The sequence below is a fragment of the Streptomyces sp. NPDC088812 genome (genome assembly GCF_044750285.1).
Taxonomy (GTDB): Bacteria; Actinomycetota; Actinomycetes; order Streptomycetales; family Streptomycetaceae; genus Streptomyces.
In genome coordinates, this window is the sequence record NZ_JBIVJP010000008.1 from 138,560 (window position 1) to 155,755 (window position 17,196).

A 17,196-nucleotide genomic window follows, 5' to 3' on the forward strand; every position below is an offset into this window, starting at 1 on the left:
CATGCCAACGAGCCGTCGGGCAGAAACGGAGGGGAGCCTGCTACGGATAAGCCGATGGTAGAGCGGCGACGGCCCGGGGTAACAGGGGGTTCGCGGAAATTGGCCCCTGGCCTGCGGGGTCGCCGGGCGCGTCCGACGCGGGGGGTCGGCGGGCGCGTGAACGGTCAGTCGGGGAGCGGCAGTTGCTGGACCAGCAGCTTTCCGGCCATCGTCACGCCGCCGTCCATCGCGATGGCCAGTCCGTCCGCGTAGACGTGCGGTCCTTCGACCACCGGGCCGGACGCATCGTCATCGTCCTCGGAACCGACCTCGCCCGTCAGGTACGGAATCGGGGAGTGGCCGTGAACGATACGGGTGCCGCCGTACGTATCCAGCAGGGAGCGGACGGCGTCGGCGCCGCCCTCGTCGCGGAAGGAGAAGCGCTTGGTGAACTTGCGGAACAGATCCCACACTTCGTCCGCGTCGTTGCGGGTGAGCGTCTCGCGGACGGTGTCGTTGACCGCCTCGATCGAGTCGCCGTAGTCGAGATAGGCGGTGGTGTCGGAGTGGACGAGCAGGTGGCCGTCGACCTCCTCGACGGCGTCGAGGCGGGCCATCCACTGCAGATGGTGGTCCTGGAGGCGGTCCATGTCGGACTTCTGGCCGCCGTTGAGCAGCCAGGCCGCCTGGAAGGTGGCGGTGCCCGCACCGGAGTTGACCGGGGTGTCGCCGAAGCGCTTGGCGCCGAGGAGGAGGAGCTCGTGGTTGCCCATGAGGGCCTTGCAGTAGCCGCCGGCCGCGGCGGCCTCGGCGGACAGCCGCATCACGAGGTCGATGACGCCGATGCCGTCCGGACCGCGGTCGGTGAAGTCGCCGAGGAACCACAGCCGGGCGGTGCCGGCGCACCAGCGGCCGGCCGCGTCGATCAGGCCCTTCTCCTGCAGGGCGGCGACCAGCTCGTCGATGTAGCCGTGCACGTCACCGACGACGAACAGCGCACCGGGGCCGTTCGCGGGCAGCGGAGCCTGGACGGCCGCTGGGTCCACGGTCACCTGGACGGTGTCGCCCCGGTTGATGACGGGCAGGTCGCGCTGGGTGGGGGTGTAGCCCTCGGGGTGCTCCAGCGGTTCCTCGAGGGGCGGCGCGGCGTTCCCGGGATGGGTGCTGTGGGCGTACGGACCGGTCTCGTGGACGTACGCGGGCACTCGGAAGTCGCGCAACGTCGCCGTCCGCTCCACCTCGGGTCCCTGACCGGCCCCCTGAGTCATCAGACCCCTCCACCATCGCGCCGCATCTGCACCGCCTCGGACTGCCTGGTCCCAACGGCCCGCGGTGCCGTGGGCCCATCATAGGAATGCGGATCGTGCCGTGTGATGACCCAGGGGTGGTGAATCGGAGCAAGGCTCCGGTTCACCGTGGCTTTCGCCCCGATTGGGGCGGGCTTCGGCAGCCCGTGCGCACCCGGCGCACACCGTGCCCACACCCTCGCCCCACGCACCTCTGACGTCACGATCGGAGTCCAGGGTACGTACGAAGGCTCCCCGAGGCCGAATCCGCGCCCGGTCGTCGCTCGTGTCCTGGCTCCCGTCGCCGGTGTCCGGGGCCGCTGACGCGGCCTCGCGAGCCTCCTGTCGCCGATGGTCGCGGGCTGTCCGGCGCCCGCGGTGGTGGCCCGCCGTACGCGTTTCCGGCCCGTACGCCGGTCTCACGCGGCCCGGTCCGGGCGCCGGTTTCACAAGGTTTTGACGCGCGTCCCGTACCCCGGTCGGCCCCGGGGCGCCCCCGCGGGGGACGTGCCCGCCGTCCTTACGTCTCCTCGGGCGCCCGCGGTGGACTGACCGTCGTCCGCTGTGTGCGTCGCTGGGACGAGGTACGCACGATCAGTTCGGTCGGTATCACCTGCTCGACGGGCTGGTCCGCTTGGACGCCCTCGATGGCGTCGATGAGGAGCTGGACCACGGCCGTGCCGATGCGGCGCGGTTTCAGGGAGAGTGTGGTGATGGGGGGTTCGGTGCTGGCGTACACGGTGGACTCGCTGCAGCACACCAGCAGCAGGTCCTCCGGGACGCGCAGCCCGTAGCGGCGGGCGGCGGCGAGCAGGTCGGTGCCGTTGGGGTCGAACAGGCCGTAGACGGCGTCGGGGCGGTCGGGGCGGGCCAGCAGCCGGTCGGCGGCGACGGCGCCCGCGCACGGGTCGTGGGCGGGGTAGGCCTCGTAGACGGGGTCCTGGCCGACCCGTTCGCACCAGTGCAGGTAGGCGCTGGTCGACAGGTGGGTGTACGTGTCGGTGGTGGTGCCGGTGAGCAGGCCGATGCGGCGGGCGCCGGCGTCGGCGAGGTGGTCGAGGATGTCGAGGACGGCGGCCTCGTGGTCGTTGTCGACCCAGGCGGTGACCGGGAGAGCGCCGGCCGGCCGGCCGTCGGAGACGACGGGTAAACCCTGCCGGACCAGCTCGCTGACCACGGGGTCCTGGTCGGACGGGTCGATGACGACCGTGCCGTCCAGGGCGACGTTCGACCACACGTCGTGGCGGGAGGTCGCGGGCAGGATGACGAGCGCGTAGCCGCGGGCCAGGGCCGCGGAGGTCGCGGCACGCGCCATCTCGGCGAAGTACGCGAACTCGGTGAAGGTGAAAGGTTCATCCCCGTACGTGGTCACGGTCAGGCCGATGAGGCCGGACTTGCCGGTACGGAGGGTTCGGGCCGCGGCCGAGGGCCGGTAGCCCAGTCGGTCGGCGACCTCACGGACATGGCGTCGGGTGGCGTCGGGGAGCCTGCCCTTGCCGTTGAGGGCATCGGAGACGGTTGTGATGGAGACTCCGGCGGCGGCGGCCACGTCCCTGATGCCCGTTCGGCCCGGCCGACCGCCTCGGCGTGAAGTTTCCGCGCGGCTCACCTGGTGCTTCCCTGCTGCTGTCATGGCGAGCCGATAGTAGGGCTCATCAGGTGGGGTAGGGCGGACGCATATGCACGCGTTGACAGGCACGTTTCTGCATGGCCGTTAGTGGTCAAACGCCTTGGAAAGCAAGCCATTTCAAGGGTCATATGCCAGGACGTGGGGTGTCGGCAGGGATGAGCCTGCCAACGCACCGATGTCTCGAAGAGGTCTCAACTCACCTGCACGAGGGACGCGCGCCACGGAGCGAGCTACCGGCGCGTAGATATATGTAGGGCGCGCCCCCGTTTCGTACGCCTTGGTGCGGTGATGCCACTGATGCGGCGGGACGGGGCCAGGACCGGAGGCGGCGGGCGGGATGCCGTGCCGGAGTGCTCGGCCACAGCTGTTCGCACCCGCGCCGAATCCTCTTAAGGTGAGCAGTATTGAACGCGGTGGTGGTCACGAGGAGGACTGCGGTGAGCGAGACAAGCCCCAAGCTGCGCGCCGAGCTGGAGGGGATCCCCACCTACAAGCCGGGCAAGCCGGCTGCGGCGGGCGGTCCCGTGGCCTACAAGCTGTCCTCCAACGAGAACCCCTATCCGCCGCTGCCCGGAGTGATGGAGACGGTCACGGCAGCCGCCGCGTCCTTCAACCGCTATCCGGACATGGCCTGCACCGGCCTGGTGAACGAGCTGGCCGAGCGTTTCGGCGTGCCCGTCTCCCACCTGTCGACCGGCACCGGTTCGGTCGGGGTCGCCCAGCAGCTGGTGCAGGCGACCGCGGGTCCGGGTGACGAGATCATGTACGCCTGGCGATCGTTCGAGGCGTACCCGATCATCGCCCAGATCAGCGGTGCGGCCTCGGTGCAGGTACCGCTGACGCCGGGGGATGTGCACGACCTGGACGCGATGGCGGACGCGATCACCGAGCGGACCCGGCTGATCTTCGTCTGCAATCCCAACAACCCGACGGGCACCGTCGTGAAGCGGGCGGAGCTGGAGCGGTTCCTCGACCGGGTGCCCGGTGATGTGCTGGTGGTGCTGGACGAGGCCTACCGTGAGTTCATCCGCGATCCCGAGGTGCCGGACGGTGTGGAGCTGTACCGGCAGCGTCCGAACGTCTGCGTGCTGCGCACCTTCTCCAAGGCCTACGGCCTCGCCGGGCTGCGCGTCGGTTTCGCGATCGCCCACGAGCCGGTGGCGGCGGCGCTGCGCAAGACGGCGGTGCCGTTCGGTGTGAGCCAGCTCGCACAGGAAGCGGCGATCGCCTCACTGCGGGCCGAGGACGAGCTGTTCGGCCGGGTCGGCTGCCTGGTCTGTGAGCGCCAGCGGGTGGTCCAGGGGCTCCGGGAGCAGGGCTGGACGGTGCCGGAGACGCAGGCGAACTTCGTGTGGCTGCGGCTCGGTGAGCAGACGGTCGCCTTCGCGGCGGCGTGTGAGCAGGCCGGTGTCGTGGTCCGGGCGTTCCCCGGCGAGGGCGTGCGGGTGACCGTCGGGGAGACGGAGGCCAACGACATCCTCCTGAAGGTGACGGAAGGGTTCCGCAGGGAGCTGTAGGGCGGCCTCCGCCCGGGTGGCGGCCCCTCTGGACGGGGGACCACATCAGCGTGCGGGTCGCGGTCGTGGGCGCCTCGGTTTCACGTGGAACCGACGCGCCCTTCTGTATGCCTGTCCACCGCCCCCTTCCGCCTTGTATTTGCAGGTCAGGGGAGGCTCCACGCTTAAGGGACCCCCGCCCGCCGGGCCTCGAACGGCCATGCGTCATAATTGCTTGTGAATGTGAACGCTTTCACAAGCGCAGTAAGGAGCGGCGACGTGGACCTGGCTTTGGCGCCGGAGACTCTGGCGCGCTGGCAGTTCGGCATCACGACCGTCTACCACTTCCTGTTCGTCCCCCTGACGATCTCGCTGGCCGCTCTGACGGCCGGCCTGCAGACGGCGTGGGTGCGCACGGAGAAGGAGAAGTACCTCAGGGCGACGAAGTTCTGGGGCAAGCTGTTCCTGATCAACATCGCGATGGGTGTGGTCACCGGCATCGTGCAGGAGTTCCAGTTCGGCATGAACTGGTCGGACTACTCGCGCTTCGTCGGTGACGTCTTCGGCGCTCCGCTGGCCTTCGAGGCCCTGATCGCCTTCTTCTTCGAGTCCACCTTCATCGGCCTGTGGATCTTCGGCTGGGACAAGCTGCCCAAGAAGATCCACCTGGCGTGCATCTGGATGGTCTCGATCGGCACACTGTTGTCGGCGTACTTCATCCTCGCGGCCAACTCGTGGATGCAGCACCCCGTGGGCTACCGGATCAACGAGGCGAAGGGCCGCGCCGAGCTCACCGACTTCTGGCGGGTCCTCACCCAGAACACCGCGCTCAACCAGGTCTTCCACAGCTTCTCGGCGGCCTTCCTGACAGGCGGCGCCTTCATGGTGGGCATCGCCGCCTACCACCTGATGCGCAAGAAGCACATCCCCGAGATGCGGACGTCGCTCCGGCTGGGTCTGGTCACCCTGGCGGTCGGCGGGATGCTCACCGCGGTCAGCGGCGACACCCTCGGCAAGGTCATGTACGAGCAGCAGCCGATGAAGATGGCCGCGGCCGAGGCGCTCTGGGACGGCGAGCAGCCGGCGCCGTTCTCCGTCTTCGCGTACGGGGACGTGGACAAGGGGCACAACAAGGTCGCCCTGGAGATACCCGGCCTGCTGTCCTTCCTGGCGCACAGCGACTTCGAGTCGTACGTGCCCGGCATCAACGACACCAACCAGGCCTTGCAGGAAAAGTTCGGCCCCGGTGACTACAAGCCCATCGTCCCCGTCGCCTACTGGGGCTTCCGCTGGATGATCGGCTTCGGCATGGCGTCCTTCTCCCTCGGACTGCTGGGCCTGTGGCTCACCCGCAAGAAGTTCATGCTGCCGGCCGTCCTGCGGACCGCGGACGACGAAGTGCCGCATCTGGTGCTGCTGAAGAAGCCGCTCGGGACGAGGCTCACCCGGCTGTACTGGCTCCTGGCGCTCTGGACGATGGCCTTCCCCCTGATCGCCAACTCCTGGGGCTGGATCTTCACCGAGATGGGCCGCCAGCCCTGGGTGGTCTACGGCGTGATGCAGACCCGTGACGCGGTCTCCCCCGGTGTCTCTCAAGCCGAGATTCTCACCTCGATGATCGCCTTCACCGTGCTGTACGCAGTCCTCGCCGTCATCGAGGTCAGGCTGCTCGTGAAGTACGTCAAGGCCGGCCCGCCCGAGCTCACCGAGGCCGACCTCAACCCGCCCACGAAGATCGGCGGCGAGGCCCGTGACGCCGACAAGCCGATGGCCTTCTCGTACTAGGCCGAGGGAGCTGCACAGTCATGGAACTGCACGACGTCTGGTTCGTCCTCATCGCCGTCCTGTGGATCGGCTACTTCTTCCTGGAGGGCTTCGACTTCGGGGTCGGTGTCCTCACCAAGCTGCTCGCCCGCAACCGGCCCGAGCGGCGGGTGCTGATCAACACCATCGGCCCGGTGTGGGACGGCAACGAGGTGTGGCTGCTCTCGGCGGGCGGCGCGACCTTCGCCGCCTTTCCGGAGTGGTACGCCACGCTCTTCTCCGGTTTCTACCTGCCGCTGCTGCTCGTCCTCGTCTGCCTGATCGTGCGGGGCGTCGCCTTCGAGTACCGGGTGAAGCGGCCGGAGGAGAGGTGGCAGCGCAACTGGGAGCACGCGATCTTCTGGACGTCGCTCCTGCCCGCGTTCCTGTGGGGTGTGGCCTTCGGCAACATCGTGCGGGGCGTGAAGATCGACCGGAACTTCGAGTACGTCGGTGGCCTGGGGGACCTGCTCAACCCGTACGCGCTGCTCGGCGGTCTGGTCACCCTGACCCTGTTCACCTTCCACGGGGCGGTCTTCACGGCCCTCAAGACCGTCGGTGACATCCGGGAGCGGGCCCGGAAGCTGGCGTTCAAGGTCGGCCTGACGACCGCCGTCCTCGCGCTGGTCTTCCTGCTCTGGACGCAGGCCGATCACGGTGACGGCAAGAGTCTGGTCGCCCTGGTCGTGGCGGTCGCCGCGTTGGTCGCGGCGCTCGTGATGAACCAGGCCGGACGCGAAGGTTGGTCGTTCGCGCTGTCCGGCGTCACCATCGTGGCCGCCGTGACGATGCTGTTCCTGACGCTCTTCCCGAACGTCATGCCGTCGACGCTGAACGAGGACTGGAGCCTCACGGTGACCAACGCCTCGTCGAGCCCGTACACCCTGAAGATCATGACCTGGTGCGCGGCTGTCGCCACGCCTGTCGTGATGCTCTACCAAGGGTGGACCTACTGGGTGTTCCGCAAGCGGATCGGAACCCAGCACCTCGCCGAGGCTGCGCACTGAGTTCGATTCGGGGCACGTTTCACGTGAAACGAGCCCCTTGAGAAGAGGGTGTGTTTCACGTGAAACCGATCGACCCCCGTCTGCTCCGCTACGCACGGGCCACCCGTCTCTTTCTGCTGGCGGTCGTCGGTCTGGGTGCCGGCGGAGCGGTGTTGGTCATCGCTCAGGCGATGCTCATCGCCGAGGTGGTCGTCGGCGCGTTCCAGCGGGGGCTGTCCGTCGATGACCTCGGCACGCCGCTGCTGCTGTTGGTGGCCGTCGCGATCGGCCGCGCTCTGGTCTCCTGGCTCACCGAACGTGCCGCGCACCGCGCGAGTGCCGCCGTGAAGTCGGAGCTGCGGGGGAAGCTGCTCGAGCGTGCCGTGGAGCTGGGGCCGGGGTGGCTGAGCGGGCAGCGCACGGGTTCGCTGGTCACCCTCGCCACACGGGGTGTGGACGCCCTCGACGGCTACTTCTCGCGGTACCTGCCGCAGCTGGGCCTCGCGGTGGTGGTGCCGGTGGCCGTGCTGGCGCGGATCGTGACCGAGGACTGGGTCTCCGCCGCCGTCATCGTCGGCACCCTGCCGTTGATCCCGCTGTTCATGGCGCTGATCGGCTGGGCCACGCAGGCGCGGATGGACCGTCAGTGGCAGCTGCTGTCCCGGCTGTCGGGTCACTTCCTGGACGTCGTGGCCGGGCTGCCCACCCTGAAGGTGTTCGGCCGGGCCAAGGCGCAGGCGGAGTCAATCCGCCGTATCACCGGCGAGTACCGGCAGGCGACCCTACGGACCCTGCGGATCGCCTTCCTCTCGTCGTTCGCTCTGGAACTGCTCTCCACACTCTCCGTCGCCCTGGTCGCCGTGACGATCGGCATGCGACTCGTCCACGGCGAGATGGACCTGCACATCGGTCTGGTCATTCTCGTGCTCGCCCCGGAGGCGTATCTGCCGCTGCGGCAGGTCGGGGCCCAGTACCACGCGGCCGCCGAAGGACTCGCGGCGGCCGAGGAGATCTTCGCCGTGCTGGAGACACCGGTACCTGCTTCGGGCACGGGACCGGTGCCGGAGGGTGAGGTCTCCTTCGAGGGGGTCACCGTCCGCTATCCCGGACGGTCCGCCGACGCCGTCACCGAGGTGACCTTCACCGCCCGCCCGGGGGAGACGGTCGCGCTGGTGGGCCCGAGCGGAGTGGGCAAGTCGACCCTGCTGAACGCGCTTCTGGGCTTCGTACGGCCCGCCGAGGGACGGATCCGGGTCGGGGGAGCCGATCTGGCCGACCTGGACCTGGAGCAGTGGCGGTCCCGGATCGCCTGGGTGCCGCAGCGTCCGCACCTCTACGCCGGGACGATCGCCGAGAACGTCCGGCTGGCGCGTCCGGACGCCGATGACGCCGCCGTCCGGCGGGCGTTGGAGGACGCGGGCGCGCTGGAGTTCGTCGACGCGCTGCCCGCGGGGGACCGGACGGTGCTCGGCGAGGACGGTGCCGGGCTGTCCGCCGGGCAGCGGCAGCGGCTGGCGCTGGCCCGGGCGTTCCTCGCGGACCGGCCGGTGCTGCTGCTGGACGAGCCCACGGCGGCCCTGGACGGGGCGACCGAGGCGGAGGTCGTGGCGGCGGTGCGACGGCTTGCGGCCGGGCGGACGGTGCTCCTGGTGGTGCACCGGCCGGCGCTGCTGGCGGTGGCGGACCGGGTGGTGCGGCTCGCGGTGGCGGACCGGACGCCGCGGCCGACAGCGGCGGAACGGGTGGCGGTGACGGGGCGGACCGAGGTGCGTGGACGTGTCGAGGAGGCGTCCGAGAGCGTCCCGGCACCTTCGCCGGAAGCGCACACCCCCACCTGGTCCGGTCCCCGCACGCAGCCGCAGGCCGCCGGCGGTGCCCTCGGCCGGGTCCGCGCCATGGCCGGGGCGCGGCGCGGCCGGCTCATCCTCGCCCTGCTGCTCGGCAGTCTGGCCCTGGGCAGTGCCGTCGGGCTCATGGCCACCTCCGGGTGGCTCATCTCGCGGGCCGCGCAGCAGCCGCCGGTGCTGTACCTGATGGTGGCCGTGACGGCGACCAGGGCCTTCGGGATCGGCCGGGCCGTGTTCCGCTACGCCGAGCGGCTCGTGTCGCACGATGCCGTGCTGCGCATGCTGGCCGAGACCCGTGTCGCCGTCTACCGGCGGTTGGAACGGCTGGCGCCCGCCGGACTGCGCACCGCCCGCCGGGGCGATCTGCTGACGCGGCTCGTCGCCGATGTGGACGCCCTCCAGGACTACTGGCTGCGGTGGCTGCTGCCGGCCGGCGCGGCCGTCGTCGTCTCGGCCGGATCCGTCGCGTTCACCGCGTGGTTGCTGCCCGAAGCGGGGGCGGTGCTCGCGGCGGGTCTGCTGGCGGCCGGGGTGGGCGTGCCGCTGATCACCGGCGCCGTGGCACGCCGGGCGGAGCGCCGGCTCGCCCCTGCCCGGGGCGCGCTCGCCACCCGTACGGCGGACCTGCTCACCGGGACCGCCGAGCTGACCGTCGCCGGTGCCCTGCCCGCCCGCGCCGCCGAGGTACGGGCGGCCGACTCCGTGCTCACCCGGATCGCCTCGCGCGCCGCCACCGCCACCGCGCTCGGCGACGGGCTGACCGCGCTGGTCTCCGGGCTGACCGTCGCGGCCTCCGCCCTCGTCGGCGCCCAGGCCGTCGCCGACGGGCGACTGAGTGGCGTCACGACGGCCGTCGTCGTCCTCACGCCGCTGGCCGCCTTCGAGGCGGTGCTCGGGCTGCCGTCGGCCGTGCAGTTCCGCCAGCGGGTGTGCCGCAGCGCGGAGCGGGTGGTCGAGGTCCTGGACGCGCCCGAGCCGGGGCGTGAGCCGGAACGGCCCCGGAAGTCACCTGTGTCGCCGTTCCCGCTCGTCGTCAAGGATCTCGTCGCCCGGCACGCCGGGCAGGACCGGGACGCGCTCGCCGGTGTCGGCCTCACCCTGGAGCGGGGACGCCGGATCGCCGTCGTGGGGGCCTCCGGCTCCGGCAAGACGACCCTCGCGCAGGTGCTGCTGCGGTTCCTGGACGGGGAGGTGGGGTCGTACACGCTCGGCGGGGTCGACGCGTACGCCCTGAACGGCGACGACGTCCGGCGGTTGGTCGGGCTGTGCGCGCAGGACGCGCACCTCTTCGACAGCTCTGTCCGCGAGAACCTGCTGCTGGCGAGGAAGGACGCCACCGAGGACGACCTGAGGGACGCGCTGGCGCGGGCGCGGCTGCTGGAGTGGACCGACGGCCTGCCCGACGGGCTCGACACGTTCGTGGGCGAGCACGGCGCCCGGCTGTCCGGCGGGCAGCGGCAGCGGCTCGCGCTGGCCCGCGCGCTTCTCGCAGACTTCCCCGTCCTGGTGCTGGACGAGCCTGCCGAACACCTTGATCTGGCGACCGCGGACGCGCTCACCGCGGATCTGCTGGCGGCCACCGAGGGCCGTACGACGCTCCTCATCACGCATCGGCTGGCTGGTCTGGAGGCGGTGGACGAGGTGGTCGTGCTGGACGCGGGCCGGATCGTGCAGCGCGGCGGGTACGCCGAACTGGTGGCCGAGGAGGGGCCGTTGCGCAGGATGGCCGAGCGTGAGGCGGCGGCGGAGGAATGGGCGGGGGCACGCTCGCACTGAGCCGGCCCGAGCGGGTGGCGCTGATCCCGGTCCCCTTCGTGACTCGAACAGGCCACGCGACCCAGGCTGTTTCCACGGTTCTCCGGGCGCCCGGTGCGCGGGGGGAGCCGGGCGGGCCACAGAGCTGAGCCATTCGGGGCGGGCGGTCCCCCAGGCGTACGACTTGAACAGGACCGGCGCCGGGACGGCACGAAACGATCGCTGACATGCGCTCATCTCGTTGTCGCCCTCTGCTCGTCTCGGCCCTGCTCTGCGCGGCCGTGGTGCTCGCGGCACGGCCCACCGCCGCCGACGGCGCACCCGGCCAGGAGGAATCCGACTCGGATTCCGGCGTCAGCGCGCAGGTCGTGCGGCTGTACCGGGACGCGGCCGTGGCCACACAGAGGTACGAGGCGGCACGGCTCCAGGCGGAGGCTCAGCGGGCCCGGGCCCAGCGTCTGGAGGAACTCCTCGACCGCGAGCGGCAGAAGATCGCCGCTCTGCGCGAGGACCTGGGGCGTATCGCGCGCGCCCAGTACCGCAGCAGCGGGGGGCTGTCGGCCGCCGCGCACATCGTCCTGGCCCGTGACCCCGACGCGTGGATGCGTGGTCAGCGTGTCTTCTCCCGGACGGCCGAGGCCGTCGACAACGTGATCGGCAGAAACCGGCGGGCGGAGGCACGGCTGGCCGTCGACGAGGCGAAGGCCGCCGCGGCCTGGCAGGTGCTGGACCGGCGCAACACGGAACTGGCCGTGCTGAAGCAGGGCATCGAGCAGAAGCTGGAACAGGCGCGGTGGCAGTTGCAGGGGCGGGCGGACGCCTCGGTGGCGGCCGGCTCGTGCCGCGGTGCCGTACGCCTCGACCAGCCGTCGCCGCGCCGCACCCAGGAGTGGGTGACGCCCGTCGAGGCGTACACCCTCTCCGCGAGCTTCGGCAGCGGAGGGGACCACTGGGCCGACCTCCACACCGGGCAGGACTTCGCGGTGCCGATCGGGACGCCCGTGCGGGCGGTCGGCGTGGGCCTTGTGGTGCGGGTGTCGTGCGGGGGCCCGTTCGGCATCGAGGTGGTGCTCCAGCACGCCGACGGCTACTACACGCAGTACGCCCACCTCGCGGCGGTCACCGTCGACCAGGGCGAGCAGGTGGTTCCCGGACAGTGGGTCGGCCAGTCCGGCACGAGCGGCAACTCCACGGGTCCGCACCTGCACTTCGAGGTGCGGGTCACCCCGCAGGCGGGGTCGGCGCTGGACCCGGTGCCCTGGCTGTCGGTACGCGGGGCGCCCGTCGAGTAGGGCGCTTGCCGGGCGTGCGTCTCAGCGGGAGGGCCGGGCCCGTTCCGCGACCAGCTGCTCGATGACGACGGCGACCCCGTCGTCGTTGTTGGCGACCGTCTGACCGGAGGCCGCCGCGACGACGTCCGGATGGGCGTTGCCCATGGCGTACGACCGGCCCGCCCAGGTGAGCATCTCGACGTCGTTCGGCATGTCCCCGAAGGCGACGACCTCCTCGTGGGAGATACCGCGCTCGGCGCAGCACAGGGCGAGCGTGCTCGCCTTGGAGACCTCGGGTCCGCTGATCTCCAGGAGGGCGCTGGGGCTGGAGCGGGTGACGTTGGCGCGGTCGCCCACGGCGAGGCGCGCGAGGGTGAGGAAGGCGTCGGGATCGAGCGTGGGGTGGAAGGCGAGGATCTTCAGCACCGGCTCGCCGGCGCCGGGTGCGTCCGGTCCCAGCAGCCGTTCGGCCGGCGCGAGGGCGTCCGGTACCTCAAGGTGCATCTTCGGGTACTCCGGCTCCTGGTAGAAGCCGTAGGTCTGCTCGACGGCGTACATCGTCCCGGGTGCCGCCTCACGCAGCAGCCGTACGGCGTCCAGCGCGTTCTCCCGGGTCAGCTCCCGCACCTTCACGAACCGGTGGGCGCCGGGGCCGCCGTGCAGGTCGACCACGGCGGCGCCGTTGCCGCAGATCGCGAGGCCGTGCCCGTGGACGTGCTCGCTGACGACGTCCATCCAGCGGGCCGGGCGGCCGGTGACGAAGAAGACCTCGATGCCCGCCTCCTCGGCCGCTGCCAGGGCCGCGACGGTCCGTGGTGACACCGACTTGTCGTCCCGCAGCAAGGTGCCGTCGAGGTCGGTGGCGATCAGCCGGGGCGGGAGAGTGGCGGCAGGGGTCTCGGGCTGTCGAGTCGCTGAGGTCACCGGGCCATTGTCCCGCATGCCCTCGCACGCCCGTGCGGCACTCCGCACGGATGAGGCCTCGTCGGCCGTCCGGTACGGGCCGCGGGGCCCTGAGGGGCGGCCGCCCGCCGAGGCCGGAACGACGGGCCGACCGGTACGCTGCCGAGGCCGGAACGGCGGGCCGACCAGGACGCTGCCGAGGCCGCGAGGGGCGGAACCGGCCGCTCTGTCACCGAGGCCACAAGGGCGACCCTGCCCCCTGCCCCCTGCCAGGCCAGCCTCGCCTGCCCGGCCATCCCGGCCATCCCGGCGGACCCGGCCATCTCAGCCACACCGGCCATCCCCAGCCACCCCAGCCACCCCAGCCACCCCGGCCGGCTCGGCCGACCCAGCTGCCGGCTTGGCCGATCCACCCGCCCCGTGCGCTGCCGAAGTCAGCGCAGTTGCCCCGGCGCCTCCATGGCGATCTGCTCGAAGACCTTCTCGTCCGCCGCGAAGTCGGAGTCAGGGATCGGCCAGTGGAGCACCAGCTCCGTGAAGCCGAGTTCCTGGTGCCGGCCCGCGAAGTCGACGAAGGCGTCCAGGGAGTCCAGTGGGCGGCTGCGGTCCGGGGTGAACCCGGTGAGCAGGATCTTGTCGAGCTCCTGAACATCCCGCCCCAGGGCCACGCAGGCGTCCGTCAGCTTCTCGATCTGGTCGCGGAGAGCCTGCACCGACTGCTCCGGGGTGCCGGTCTCGTACAGCCGGGGGTCGCCGGTGGTCACCCAGGCCTGTCCGTGCCGGGCCGCCAGCTTCAGCCCGCGCGGGCCGGTCGCGGCGATCGCGAAGGGCAGCCGGGGCCGCTGGACGCAGCCGGGGATGGTGCGTGCCTCGTGAGCCGCGTAGAAATCGCCCTCGTACGACACGGAGTCCTCGGTGAGCAGCCGTTCGAGCAGGGGCACGAACTCGGCGAAGCGGTCGGCGCGCTCGCGCGGGGTCCACGGCTCCTGGCCGAGGGCGGTGGCGTCGAAGCCGGTGCCGCCCGCGCCGATGCCCAGGGTGACGCGACCGCCGGAGATGTCGTCCAGGGAGATCAGTTCCTTGGCGAGGGTGACCGGGTGCCGGAAGTTCGGCGAGGTCACCAGCGTGCCGAGGCGCAGACGGTCGGTGATCGACGCGGCGGCGGTAAGCGTCGGGACGGCACCGAACCACGGGCCGTCGCGAAAGGTGCGCCAGGACAGGTGGTCGTAGGTGTACCCGGCGTGGAAGCCGAGCTGCTCGGCACGTGTCCAGGACCGGGCACCGCCTTCGTTCCAGCGGCGGTGCGGGAGGATCACGGTACTCAGTCGCAGACTCATGACGTCGAGCGTAGGTGTCCGATCCCGTTTCACGTGAAACGATCAGCGCCCTTCCCGGCCGTGGCGTGGCCGTGAGGGGGGCGGCGGCTGACGGGCTCGCCGCTCGCCGCTCGCCGCTCGCCGCTCGCCGCACGCCGCTCGCCGCACGCCGCACGCTCAGTGCGTCTCCGGAAAGCGCAGGTACCGCGGCGGTACGGCCTTCGTCAGCCACACCCCGTTGGCGCTGACGTGGAAGACGTACCCGTCGTGGTGCATGGCTCCGGCGTCCACGGAGAGCACCACCGGCCGGCCGCGCCGGGCACCGACCCTGGTCGCCGTCTCGCGGTCGGGTGAGAGGTGCACGTCGTGCCGGTTCATGGGGCGCAGCCCCTCGGCCCGGATCGCCTCCAGACAGCGGTCCGTGGTCCCGTGGTAGAGATCCGGCGGCGGGGTCGCCGGGGGCAGACCGAGGTCCACCTCGATGCTGTGGCCCTGGCTGGCCCGGATACGGGTGCCCTCGACCGCGAAGCGCTTCTTGTCGTTGGCGGCGACCACGTGGTCCAGTTCGTCCCGGGTGATGGGGAAGCCGTGGGCCGCGGCGGCCGCGATCAGCGTCTCGATCTCGACCCAGCCGCCGTCGTCCAGCCGGAGGCCGATGCGCTCGGGCTGGTGGCGCAGGTGTTTGGAGAGGTACTTCGACACCTTCACCACGCGTCGTTCGTCCATCCGCCCAGCATGACGGGCGAGACGTGAATCACGCATTTTGTTTTACGTCCGAGGTTTGGTCCACAGGCAACCCGCGTTATCCACAGGGGAATTGGCGTCTCTGTGGACAACTGACCTGCCTCAGCGTCCTGTTCAAGCACGTCGAGCCGCTGTCAGCAGAGTTGACGGACCATCCCCGTACCCCTCATCCCAGTGGCCGGATTCGCGCCAGACGCCTCAACACCCCCGGCGCGACACGCGACAACGCGTGTACACCGCGAGCCTCGGGAGTCACCGCGACCACCGCGTCGTCGCTCAGCACCGCGCGCAGGATCGCCCGGGCGACCTTCTCCGGCGGGTAGTTGCGCAGTCCGTACACGCGCCGGGACCACTTCTGCCGACGCGCCTCCTCCTCGGCGTCGACACCGACGAACCGCGCCGTGGACGTGATGCCGGTGTTGACCAGGCCGGGGCAGACCGCGGTGACACCGATGTCCTGCCCGGCCAGTTCGGCGCGGAGGCACTCGCTCAGCATCAGGACGGCGGCCTTGGACGTGCTGTAGGCGGGCAGCACCCGGGAAGGCTGAAAGGCGGCGGCCGACGCGATGTTGACGATGTGGCCTCCCTGGCCGCGTTCGGTCATCTGCCGGCCGAAGAGACGACAGCCGTGGATGACGCCCCAGAGGTTGACGTCCAGGAGCTTGCGCCAGTCCTCGGGCGTGGTGTCGAAGAAGGAGCCCGACAGCCCGATCCCCGCGTTGTTCACCAGCACGTCCAACACGCCGTGATCGGAGAGGACTTCGGCGGACAACTTCTCCATCGCACGCTCGTCGGCCACGTCGGCCTGCTTGGCCCACGCCTCCGGTGCGCCGGCCAGACGGGACGCCGCGGCGGTGCGGGCCGCCCCGTCCGCGTCCAGGTCCACAGCGATCACACGCGCGCCGGCCTCGGCGAACGCCAGGGCCGTGGCCCGCCCGATGCCGCTGCCCGCACCGGTGACCAACACGAGCTGCCCGCCGAAGCGTTCGGCGAACGGGCCGCGGGCCCGCCGTGCCGTCTCCGGGTCCGCGGCGCCGTGACCGATGCCGCTCTCCGCCTCCACCGAGGTCACGAACTCGGTGATCCAGGCCGAGACCTGGTCCGGCCGGGTGCGCGGGACCCAGTGCCGCGCCGCCAGCGTCCGCCGCGTCAACCGGGGTACCCACTGCTCCAGTTCGTCGTACAGTCGCTCCGACAGGTACGCGTCGTCCAGGGGCGTGATGAGCTGCACGGGCGCGTGCGCATGCGCGTCGGGCCGAGGACGGCGCATCCGGGGCCGTACGTTGTCGCGGTACAACCAGGCGCCGTGGGCGGCGTCGTCGGGCAGCGAGGACGTCGGGTAGTCGCCGGCCGGAACCTTCTCCAGCCGTCGCAGGACACCCGGCCAGAGGCTGCCGAGGGGGCCGCGCCAGGCGAGTTCGGGCAGGGCGGGCGTGTGCAGCAGGTACACGTACCAGGACTTGGCGCCCTGGCCGAGGAGTTGGCCGACCCGGCGCGGAGTGGGCCGGCGCAGGCGCCGTTCGATCCAGTGGCCGAAGTGGTCCAGGGACGGGCCGGACATCGACGTGAAGGAGGCGATCCTGCCCCGGGTCCGCTTGACCGTGACGAACTCCCAGCCCTGGACGGAACCCCAGTCGTGGCCCACCAGGTGGACCGGCCGGCCGGGGCTGACCGCGTCGACGACCGCCAGGAAGTCGTCGGTCAGCTTCTCCAGGGTGAAACCGCCCCGCAGCGGCGCGGGCGCGGTGGAACGGCCGTGGCCGCGGACGTCGTAGAGGACCACGTGGAAGCGGTCGGCCAGCCGGGACGCGACCTGCGACCACACCTCCTTGCTGTCCGGATAGCCGTGCACCAGGACGACCACCGGCCGCCCGGGGTCGCCGAGTTCGGCCACGCACAACTCGATCCCGCCGGTCGGTACCCGGCGCTCGCGCACACCCTGCGGCAGCGTCACTCCGCCTCCACCTCTCCCTCGCCCGGGACCTCCGTCACGTCCCGGGCAGGCGGCGACCGGCGCCGGCGTCGGCGCGACCCGGCCGCCCGCGCCGCTCGCCACGCGCGGCCCGCCGCGCTACGTGTCCGTGACGTGACCCCGCCGAATCTGGCACTTGTTAGAGGAAGCGTCAATAGCGTGGACGTCGAGCAGTCGATCACGACCCCTCACTCTCAGGCAGGGGTTC

11 protein-coding genes are annotated in these 17,196 nt (G+C 71.3%); 5 read left to right on the forward strand and 6 right to left on the reverse strand.

All coding sequences use genetic code 11. From position 1 onward, the window contains the following. Positions 1–164: 164 nt before the first annotated feature. Positions 165–1,247: a metallophosphoesterase gene (locus ACIP67_RS16255; protein WP_401692314.1), complete on the reverse strand. Its 1,083-nt coding sequence runs from the start codon at positions 1,245–1,247 to the stop codon at positions 165–167. A gap of 538 nt (positions 1,248–1,785) precedes the next feature. Next, positions 1,786–2,898 (reverse strand): LacI family DNA-binding transcriptional regulator, encoded by a 1,113-nt coding sequence (locus tag ACIP67_RS16260; protein ID WP_401692315.1) that lies wholly within the window; start codon positions 2,896–2,898, stop codon positions 1,786–1,788. A 434-nt stretch (positions 2,899–3,332) separates the two neighbouring features. Here ACIP67_RS16260 and hisC point away from each other — a divergent pair, with 434 nt between their 5' ends. The 5 genes from hisC to ACIP67_RS16285 all read left to right on the forward strand — a co-directional run bounded on the left by hisC (position 3,333) and on the right by ACIP67_RS16285 (position 12,074). Continuing rightward, positions 3,333–4,412, forward strand: a complete 1,080-nt coding sequence (gene hisC / locus ACIP67_RS16265) for a histidinol-phosphate transaminase (protein ID WP_401692317.1) — start codon at positions 3,333–3,335, stop codon at positions 4,410–4,412. 258 nt (positions 4,413–4,670) lie between these two features. Further along, on the forward strand, positions 4,671–6,176 hold the full coding sequence (locus ACIP67_RS16270) for a cytochrome ubiquinol oxidase subunit I (protein WP_401692318.1): 1,506 nt from the start codon (positions 4,671–4,673) through the stop codon (positions 6,174–6,176). 20 nt (positions 6,177–6,196) lie between these two features. Beyond that, positions 6,197–7,201, forward strand: a complete 1,005-nt coding sequence (gene cydB, locus ACIP67_RS16275) for a cytochrome d ubiquinol oxidase subunit II (protein WP_401692320.1) — start codon at positions 6,197–6,199, stop codon at positions 7,199–7,201. A gap of 59 nt (positions 7,202–7,260) precedes the next feature. After that, on the forward strand, positions 7,261–10,803 hold the full coding sequence (gene cydD / locus ACIP67_RS16280; RefSeq protein WP_401692322.1) for a thiol reductant ABC exporter subunit CydD: 3,543 nt from the start codon (positions 7,261–7,263) through the stop codon (positions 10,801–10,803). Positions 10,804–11,009: 206 nt separating this feature from the next. Beyond that, positions 11,010–12,074 (forward strand): peptidoglycan DD-metalloendopeptidase family protein, encoded by a 1,065-nt coding sequence (locus ACIP67_RS16285; protein ID WP_401692323.1) that lies wholly within the window; start codon positions 11,010–11,012, stop codon positions 12,072–12,074. Between the two features lie 21 nt (positions 12,075–12,095). Here ACIP67_RS16285 and ACIP67_RS16290 read toward each other — a convergent pair whose 3' ends face one another. The 4 genes from ACIP67_RS16290 to ACIP67_RS16305 all read right to left on the reverse strand — a co-directional run bounded on the left by ACIP67_RS16290 (position 12,096) and on the right by ACIP67_RS16305 (position 16,970). Continuing rightward, positions 12,096–12,995, reverse strand: a complete 900-nt coding sequence (locus ACIP67_RS16290; protein ID WP_401692325.1) for an HAD hydrolase family protein — start codon at positions 12,993–12,995, stop codon at positions 12,096–12,098. A 395-nt stretch (positions 12,996–13,390) separates the two neighbouring features. After that, positions 13,391–14,293 (reverse strand): LLM class flavin-dependent oxidoreductase, encoded by a 903-nt coding sequence (locus ACIP67_RS16295; protein WP_401692326.1) that lies wholly within the window; start codon positions 14,291–14,293, stop codon positions 13,391–13,393. A 156-nt stretch (positions 14,294–14,449) separates the two neighbouring features. Further along, positions 14,450–14,998, reverse strand: a complete 549-nt coding sequence (locus tag ACIP67_RS16300; protein WP_401692327.1) for an RNA 2'-phosphotransferase — start codon at positions 14,996–14,998, stop codon at positions 14,450–14,452. Between the two features lie 184 nt (positions 14,999–15,182). Next, positions 15,183–16,970 carry an SDR family oxidoreductase gene (locus tag ACIP67_RS16305; RefSeq protein ID WP_401692329.1) on the reverse strand — a complete coding sequence of 596 codons (1,788 nt, stop codon included), beginning with the start codon at positions 16,968–16,970 and terminating at the stop codon, positions 15,183–15,185. Positions 16,971–17,196 lie beyond the last annotated feature (226 nt).

Excerpts from the sequence above, each read along its gene's own strand:
- ACIP67_RS16255 (WP_401692314.1), bottom strand. The coding sequence starts at position 1,247 with ATGACTCAGGGGGCCGGTCAGGGACCCGAGGTGGAGCGGACGGCGACG.
- ACIP67_RS16260 (WP_401692315.1), bottom strand. The coding sequence starts at position 2,898 with ATGACAGCAGCAGGGAAGCACCAGGTGAGCCGCGCGGAAACTTCACGC.
- cydB (WP_401692320.1), top strand. The coding sequence starts at position 6,197 with ATGGAACTGCACGACGTCTGGTTCGTCCTCATCGCCGTCCTGTGGATC.
- ACIP67_RS16285 (WP_401692323.1), top strand. The coding sequence starts at position 11,010 with ATGCGCTCATCTCGTTGTCGCCCTCTGCTCGTCTCGGCCCTGCTCTGC.
- ACIP67_RS16290 (WP_401692325.1), bottom strand. The coding sequence starts at position 12,995 with ATGCGGGACAATGGCCCGGTGACCTCAGCGACTCGACAGCCCGAGACC.
- ACIP67_RS16295 (WP_401692326.1), bottom strand. The coding sequence starts at position 14,293 with ATGAGTCTGCGACTGAGTACCGTGATCCTCCCGCACCGCCGCTGGAAC.
- ACIP67_RS16300 (WP_401692327.1), bottom strand. The coding sequence starts at position 14,998 with ATGGACGAACGACGCGTGGTGAAGGTGTCGAAGTACCTCTCCAAACAC.